We start from the raw sequence: 8,341 nt of genomic DNA on the forward strand, positions 1-8,341 counted from the left end.
GCGAGGTCACGACGGGATCAGGACGTCAGCTGCGACGCACCCGGATCTTGATGACCTCCTTGGCGGCCCGCACCTTGTGGCTGCCGGCGTACTTCACCACGATGCGCTTCTTGCCGGTGTTGGCAAAGCGGTCGAGGCGGACGAACGCCTTGCCCTTCTTGAGCTTGACCGTGTACTTCTTGCCGCCGGCCTTGACGATGATCTTGCCGTTGACCCGGTTGATGCCGAGGGCCGAGGCCTTGATCTTGACCCGCGTACGGGTCTCGTCCGCGACGATGCGCCCGGGCTTGGTGCGCACCTTGACGATGCCCTTGCCCTTGCGCACGTCGATCGGCAGGCTCAGGGTCGTCCCGGTGGTCGGTCCGGTGAACGTGATGAGCTGCTTGCCGGTCTTCGTCTTGCCCTTGAGCTTGACCGAGACCGCGCTCTTGCCGTAGTCGTCGAAGACCGCGGTGCCGAGCGTGTTGTCGACGGGCTGCGGGGCGAGGGACGTGTTCCCGACCTTGACGTTGAGCACCGAGTCACGAGCGTCGCCGGTGCCGGTCATCGCGAGGGACGACAGCGACAGCTCCACGTCCTGCCCGAGGCGGTAGAACCGCGGTGCACCCGCGGGCCACGTGACCCCGATCTGGCGCTGAGAGCTGTCTACGGGGACCGGGACCCCGCTCTTGGCGGCGTCGGCCATGTAGTCGACCATCGCCTGCAGGTCGACCTTGCCGGTGTCGCGCTTGGCGGTGGCCTGCCTGAAGGCGAAGAAGTTGTCCCCGCCGGCAGCCAGGAAGGAGTTGGCGGTCACCGAGTACGACGTGGTCGGCTCGATCGCCTTGCCGTTGAGCCACATCCCGGTGATCCGGTTGCCCTCGGGACGTGAGGCGTCGTAGGTGGAGAGGAATCCCTTGGAGGCGCCCAGTCGCAGGAACGGGCGCGACGGCACCTTGCCGTCCTTGTCGCGCTGCCACTGCTGCTCGAGCAGCGTCTTGATCTGCGCGCCGGTCATCCTCATGTTGACCAGCGTGTTGGCGAACGGCTGCACGACGGCGGCCTGCTTGTAGGTGAGGTCGGCCGGGTAGCCGCCCGCGGCGCCGGTCATGTCCGCGCGGAGCCCGCCCGGGTTCATGAACGCGATCTGCGCCGCGCCGGCCTCGGGGGTCGAGGTGGCCCACCGCTGGACCTCCGCCACGAGGTTGCCGAGCGTGGACTCACCACCGCGGTTCTCGGAGCCGTTGGCCAGGCGTGCCCGACGGAACCCGCCGGCGATCTTGCCGAGGACCTTGGCCCCGAGGACATCAGCCTTGGCGTACGCGTCGTCGACGATCGCCTTCGTGGCCGCGTCGACGTCGTAGAGGGGCGGGGTGGCCAGCGGCCCGTTGGTGCTGCCGTCAGCGCTCCGGTCGGGGTCAGGCCCGAACAGCGGCAGGACCTCCTGCGACTTCACGGCCACCGTCGAGTTGTTGGTGGCGGGGTTGTCGTCGGGGTCGGTGACGGTGAACACCAGCTGGTTGAGGTTCGCGCCGTACTGACCGGCCGAGACCACGGGTCGACCACCGATGTTGTGGTTGTAGGCCAGGTGGGTGTGACCCGAGACGATCGCGTGGACGTCGGAGTCGACGCCGTTGACGATCCGGCTGAACGCGTTGTCGTTCGTGCTCGCGTCGGCGATGTTGACGGTGGGCGCACCCTCGTGGACCAGCAGGATCACCAGGTCGGCGCCCCGGGCCTTGAGCGCGTCGGCGGCTGCGTTGGTCTCGGCCACGATGCTGCTCACCTTGATGTCGGCGATCCCGGCCGGGCTCACGAGCGAGGGGAGGTCCTCAGTGACGCCGCCGATGAAGCCCACGTCGACGCCGCCGGGCGTCGTCGTCATCCACGTGCCGCCGTCGGACTCGTCGTTGACGTCCGGGGTGCGGTCGGTGACGTCGGGCAGCGCGTAGGAGTTGTCGGACTTCTTGCGCACGTTGGCGGCGATGTACTGCCAGTCGGCGCCACCCTCGGGGTTGGCGGCCGACTCGGGCTGCATGACCCGGTTCACGAGGTCCGCGTAACCAGCGTCGAACTCGTGGTTGCCGGCTGCCGAGACGTCGAGACCGGCCTCGTTGAGGACGTCGAGCGTCGGCTTGTCCCGCTGGATGAAGGACTCGAACGTCGAGGCGCCGATGAGGTCGCCGGCGGCCGAGAAGATCGTGTTCGGATTGTCGGCACGCAGCTGCTTGACTGCACCGGACATCACCGAGGCGATCTCGATGGGCTCAGGGGTGGGCGTGCCGGAGGGACGGTCGGCCAGACGGCCGTGGAAGTCGTTGGTCGCAAGGATCTGCACGTCGACGGAGGAGTGGGCCGCGCTCGCGGGCGCGGCTGCTCCTACGACGGCGAGCGGGGCTGCCACGAGTCCCGTCAACGTGGTCGCCAGAGCGAGTCTGCGACCGGGGCGTGATGCTGGCACGAGATGGCCTCTTTCAAGGAGTGTGTCGGACGTGTGATTCGAGTCACCCTAACTCTGGTGGTGCGCGTGGGAATCCCCCACGTGGGCGAGGAAGGGCCGACGGCCCGGCCGTCCCGTCTGGGGCGACCGGGCCGTCGTGGTGGTGCGGTGGTGCGGTGGTGCGGTGGAGACTGCGAGCCCGGGCTCTCAGTTGCCGCCGGAGCCGCGGTGGCGGCCCGACCCGGTCTCGATCCCGACGATCTCGGGATTGTGGTCGGAGGACCTGAAGGGGCCGTCGGTGTAGAGGTTGGTGACGTTGCTGTTGAACCGCGCGTACTCGTAGTACACCGACTCGCTCGCGTTGATGTCCCAGATGTCGACCCCGGTGACGGCAGCCAGAGCCGCCTCGTTGGCGAGGACGTGGTCGAGCGAGCCGACCATGCCGTCGAAGTTGTAGCTCTCCTCGGTGGGGTCGCTCGACGACTCCAGGCTGGTGTAGCCCGCCTCCTCGAGGACCTGGATCGGGTCCTCCTCCGAGTAGGCGTTGAAGTCACCGGCAAGGAAGACGCGCGAGAGGTCGCGAGCGGCCTGGAACTCGTCGGCGAACCTCACGAGTGCCTCGGCCTGCAGGATGCGGACGTCGTTGGCGTTGCCCTGACCGTCGGGGTCCGGGGTGCCGGAGCCCTTGGACTTGAAGTGGTTCACGATCACCGCGAACGGGCGGCGACCCGGCGTGGCGACCTGCTTGAAGGCCTGGGCGAGCGGCTCACGCGCGTCCTCGAACGCCTCACCCTCCGACGACTGGTCGCTCAGCACGACCGATTCCTCGACGAGCCGCACGGTCGCGGGACGGTAGATGAAGCCGTTGCGGATGACGTCCTGCTCGGCCAGCGGCGGCAGGGTGGCCGGCGATGGGACGGCCGCCCAGGTGCCGGCACCGGCGTCGGCGTTGAGCGCCTCGACCAGCTCGTTGATCGCGAAGTCGCGGTCCTTGCCGAACTTCGCCGAGTTCTCGAGCTCCTCGAGGGAGACGATGTCGGCGTCGGCGGTGTTGATCGCCGCGACGATCTTGTCGCGCTGGCGCTCGAGGTTGGCCTCGTTCGCGGCACCGCGGGGCCCGTTGGGCTCGCAGCGGTTGTTGGTGATGTTGTTGCCCTCGCGGTCGCGGTAGAAGGTGCATGTGCCGAGACCGGAGGCGACGAACTCCTCACCCGTGGTGGGGAAGAAGTTCAGCACGTTGAAGGTCGCCAGCGTGACGTCGCCACCGACCTCCTGGGGGGCCAGGTTGTCCGCGCGGGTCTGCTCGACCTGCGGCTGGCTCTCCGACGGCGCGCCGACCACTCGCGTGGTGGGCAGCAACCGCCAGGTGTTGAATCCCTCGGTGAAGACGACCGGCTCGGGGAACGTGACAGCCGCGCCGACGCGGACCGAGTGCTCGGCCGTCAGCCACGGGAACGGCTGGCCGGTGTTGGGACCGGTCACGGCGTAGTTCGCGCTCGAACCGTCGTCGAGGATGATGCGGCGGGCGTTGTTGTACGCGGTGCGCTGGGCGATGAGCGTCTTCTCGGTCTGCGCGTCGTAGAGCTCGGTCGGCGTGACCAGGGGCTCGGCCCCGGACGCGAGGCCGATCTCGCCGAACATGCCGGAGGAGAAGGAGTTGCCGGCCCAGAACGGGCTGCCGTCGTAGACGTCGGTGACGGTGAAGTCGGCGGTGGGCTGGAGAAGCTCACCCTCCATCGCCTCGCGCGCCGGGGCCAGGTCGGCCACGGTGTCGCAGGTGGCACCCGGAAGCTCGCACGTCGTGCCTGGGATGGTGGTCTTGGTCGTGACCTCGCCCAGGTCGGCGACCACGGTCACCGACCCCGCGCTGGCGTTGATCTGGGTCTGTCTGCCGAACTCGCCGGCAACGCCGGTCACCTCGACGGAGTCGCCCACGGCCGGGTACTCGGCGAAGCCGCCGGGTCCGCCGTAGACGAAGATCGCGTCGGACGCGTCAGGGGTGTCCGCACCCGGGGTCTGGATGTAGAAGCCGTTGAGGCCACCGGTGGGGTACGACGCGGTGACCACGCCCTGGGTCGCGACGTCGTCGCCGGCCACGGGAGTCGCGGTGCCGGTGCCCTGGATCGCCGCGATCGCGACGGGCTCGGCCGGCTCGACGACGGTCCACGCGAAGGACTCGGTGTCGGTCGTGCCGTCGGCGTCGGTCACCGTGACCTCGACGGTGGACGCACCGGCGGTCGTGGGCGTGCCGGTGATCTCGCCCGAGTCCGTGTCGAGCGCGAGCCCGGCGGGCAGGTTCGCGGCAGCGAACGTGTAGGGAGCCGTCCCGCCTCCCGCGGCGAGGGTGAGGGTGTCGATCGGGGTCCCGACGACGCTCTCCTGCGGGCCAGGGTTGCCCACAGCCAGGGCAGAGGTGCCACCCTCTGCGCTGATCACGATGTCGTCGATGGCGACCAGCTCGTCGTTGCCGGCGGCGTTGGTCGTCATCACCCGGACGAAGACGCTGGCCTGGTCATCGACCGACACCGGGAGGGCCACGTCGCGCGCCGTCACCTGGGTGGCGGTCCCGGCCGTCGTGGCGTCGGCGATGTATCCGTCGGGCAGGTTCGTGAACGGCCCCGTGGCACCGATGCGGTACTGGAGGGCGACCTGCTGGATCGCGTCGTCGGCCGACGCGTCGAGGTCCTTCGCGTTGAACGCGAAGGAGACGTTGGTCTGCCCGCTCAGGTCGAGGTGGAACGCCACGTACGGCGCGTCCGCGGTCCCGCTGCCCTGGATGGCGACGGAGTTCCCTTGGACCTCGACGACGCCGCCGTTGGTGGCAGTCGCAGCAGCGTTGGCCACGACGTCGGTGTCGTCGGCTGCCGCGCTCTCACCGGTCAGCGTCTGCGGGTCCACGCCGGTGGCGGTCGTGATGTTCTGACCGAGGTAGCCCTGGACACCGCTGACGCCGGACCAGTCGTCGTTGGCCGTGATCAGCGAGATGTCCGACCAGTCCTGCGTGTACGGGAACGTCGCGATCTTGGTTGCCACGCCTGCACCGGCAGGCGACGCGGCTATCGGTGAGAGGCCGGCGGCCAGGAGGGCCAGACCTGCTCCCGTCGCGATGCGTCGCGACGAGGGGAGCGCGGGTGTGCGCATAGGTGCTCCGAGTCTTCAGGTGATTGAGGTGACCGGGGCATCTTCACTCACAACACCGTCGAAACGCCCGTGCGGCGGCGAGCTTTTCCTGCGAGCGTTGCCAAAAGTTCACACGACGCTTTGTGACGATGTGACGTGGCTCTCAGCGGGCGCGTGCGAGTCGCTGGCGACGTACGTCGCGGAAGAACTCCCAGCCCGACCACATGGTCATCGCGACGGCCGCGGCGAGCATGACCTGGCTGGCGTAGAACAACACCTCGCCGAGCGGGCCGGGCCAGAAGTCGAAGGCGCCGCCGTGGGCGTCGCCGTGCGGGAGCGGCCAGATCAGCCCGGCGAGGGCGAGCGCCTGGAGCACCGTCTTGACCTTCCCGCTCTGCGCGGCGGCGATGACGACGTCCTTGAGGATCGACAGCCGCAGCAGGGTGACGCTCCACTCGCGCAGCAGCACCACGATGGTCACCCACCACCAGATGTCGCCGACGACCGAGAGACCGATGAACGCCATGCCCGTGATGGCCTTGTCGGCGATCGGGTCGGCGATCTTGCCGAAGTCGGTGATGAGGTTGTGCTTGCGGGCGAGGTCGCCGTCGATCTTGTCGGTGATCATCGCGACGGCGAACACGGCGAAGGCGATCCAGCGCCACATGGGGTCGTCGCCGCCGTCCTGCAGCAGCGCCCAGCCGAACAGCGGCACCATGGCGATGCGGAGCACCGTCAGCACGTTGGCGATGTTGAGGTTCGACACCTGCTGCTCGGTCGTCATGCTCCGGCTCCGTCCACTCGTGCGACCAGGTCGACCCCGTCCGTGCCGGTGACCGTGGCGCGGACCAGGTCGCCCAACCGCGCAGTCGGCAGCCCGGTCAGTGTCGTCGTGCCGTCGACCTCGGGGCCCTGGTGGGCGGCGCGGCCCTCGACGACGAGCTCGCCGTCCACCTCGTCGACCGACTCCACGAGGACGACGACGGACTCGCCGATGCGCTCCTCGGCCCGCTGCGTGTTCAGCTCCTCGACCAGCGCGGTCACGTGCTCGGTGCGGGCCCGGATCTCGTCCTCGTCGAGCTTGATGTCCTCGGCGAAACCTGCGGCCTCGGTGCCGTCCTCGTCGGAGTAGCCGAACACACCGGTGACGTCCATGCGCGCGGCCTCGAGGAAGTCGCACAGGGTCTGCAGGTCGTCCTCGGTCTCGCCGGGGAACCCGACGATGACGTTGGACCGTACGCCGGCGAGCGGCGCCAGGGACCGGATCTGCTCGAGCAGGCCGAGGAAGCTCTCGGGGTCGCCGAACCGGCGCATCCGCCGCAGCACGGTCGCGGACGCGTGCTGGAACGACAGGTCGAAGTAGGGCACCACGCCGGGGGTCGTGGCGATCGCCTCGATCAGGCCCGGGCGGGTCTCGGCCGGCTGGAGGTAGGAGACCCGGACGCGCTCGATGCCGTCGATGCCGGACAGCTCCGGCAGCAAGGTCTCCAGGAGGCGGAGGTCGCCGAGGTCCTTGCCGTAGGAGGTGGAGTTCTCGCTGACGAGGAACAGCTCCTTGACGCCCTGGGTAGCGAGCCACTGCCCCTCCTGCAGCACGTCGCTGGGACGCCGGCTGACGAAGGAGCCGCGGAAGCTCGGGATCGCGCAGAAGGAGCAGCGCCGGTCGCAGCCGCTCGCCAGCTTGAGCGGCGCCATCGGTCCGGCGTCGAGGCGGCGGCGTACGGCACGCGGTCCCGTCGCCGGCGCACCTGCGCCGATTTCGGCGACGTCCGCGCGTACGTCGTGACCGGGGATGGAGACCGCCGACGCGCCACGCTCGACCGGGGAGATCGGGAGCAGGCGGCGGCGGTCGGACGGCGTGTGCGGGTGGTGGGTCTCCCCCGCCACGATCGCGCGCAGCCGGGCCGCGATGTCCGGGTAGTCGTCGAAGCCGAGCACCGCGTCGGCCTCGGGCAGCGACTCGGCCAGGTCCTTGCCGTAGCGCTCCGCGAGGCAGCCGACGGCGACGACGGCCTGTGCCCTGCCACCGTGACCGGCCGACGCCTTGAGGTCCGCGGCCTCGAGCAGCGTGTCGACCGAGTCCTTCTTGGCGGCCTCGACGAAACCGCACGTGTTGACCACGACGGTGTCGGCGTCCTCCGCGTCGTCGACGAGCACGAAGCCTCCGGCCTCCAGGCGGCCGGCCAGCTCCTCGGAGTCGACCTCGTTGCGGGCGCACCCGAGAGTGACGACGGCGACGTTGAGCGGGGTCGCGGTCTCGGCCAGGGTCTCGGGTTCGGTAGTGGTCATCGCATGCGTGAGTATGCCGGTTCGCAGTGGGCGGACCCGCACCGGCGGGGCGGTGAGGGCGAGCACAGTGCGGACGATCGCTCCTGGAAGGCCACGAGGAACCTCCCCGCTCGTCGCGACGTCCGTGAGGGGCGAGCGGGCGTATCGAGACCCCGCACCTCTGCTGGTCGAGGAGCGACGAAGTCGCGTCACGAGACCCCGGCCCCGGTTTCGTGACGGTCGCAGCGCGACCTCCTCAACCAGCGGGCCTTGATGGTCGAGGAGCGACGAAGTCGCGTCACGAGACCCCCCAGAAGTCGTGGGCCACCTACCGTCCACAGCCCCATGGTCAGGTGTCGGTCGCCTCGCGTATAATCGAACACATGATCGAAGTAGCGGCGGAGTCCGGAGCAGGTGAGGCAGACGTCCTCACCGCCGCTTCCGACCTGCTCGCCTCGATCCGGTCCGCCCGCGACGTCGAGAACCAGGCAGCAGCAGAGCAGCTGGACCTGGCCGCGCGGTGGGCCGACCTCC

At 69.5% G+C, this 8,341-nt stretch carries 4 protein-coding genes; all 4 read right to left on the reverse strand.

Translation table 11 applies throughout. From position 1 onward, the window contains the following. Window positions 1–25: 25 nt before the first annotated feature. The 4 genes from IE200_RS15585 to rimO all read right to left on the reverse strand — a co-directional run bounded on the left by IE200_RS15585 (window position 26) and on the right by rimO (window position 7,828). Window positions 26–2,383 carry a bifunctional metallophosphatase/5'-nucleotidase gene (locus IE200_RS15585; protein ID WP_229856627.1) on the reverse strand — a complete coding sequence of 786 codons (2,358 nt, stop codon included), beginning with the start codon at window positions 2,381–2,383 and terminating at the stop codon, window positions 26–28. Window positions 2,384–2,626: 243 nt separating this feature from the next. Further along, window positions 2,627–5,452, reverse strand: a complete 2,826-nt coding sequence (locus IE200_RS15590; RefSeq protein ID WP_191280398.1) for an ExeM/NucH family extracellular endonuclease — start codon at window positions 5,450–5,452, stop codon at window positions 2,627–2,629. Between the two features lie 250 nt (window positions 5,453–5,702). Next, the gene (gene pgsA / locus IE200_RS15595) at window positions 5,703–6,323 is read right to left on the reverse strand and encodes a CDP-diacylglycerol--glycerol-3-phosphate 3-phosphatidyltransferase (protein WP_191280399.1); all 621 of its coding nucleotides are present in this window, start codon (window positions 6,321–6,323) and stop codon (window positions 5,703–5,705) included. Next, the gene (gene rimO, locus IE200_RS15600; RefSeq protein ID WP_191280400.1) at window positions 6,320–7,828 is read right to left on the reverse strand and encodes a 30S ribosomal protein S12 methylthiotransferase RimO; all 1,509 of its coding nucleotides are present in this window, start codon (window positions 7,826–7,828) and stop codon (window positions 6,320–6,322) included. The genes pgsA and rimO overlap by 4 nt, the downstream gene beginning before the upstream one ends. Between the last annotated feature and the right edge of the window lie 513 nt (window positions 7,829–8,341).

The sequence above is a fragment of the Nocardioides flavus (ex Wang et al. 2016) genome (genome assembly GCF_014653115.1).
GTDB lineage: Bacteria > Actinomycetota > Actinomycetes > Propionibacteriales > Nocardioidaceae > Nocardioides > Nocardioides flavus.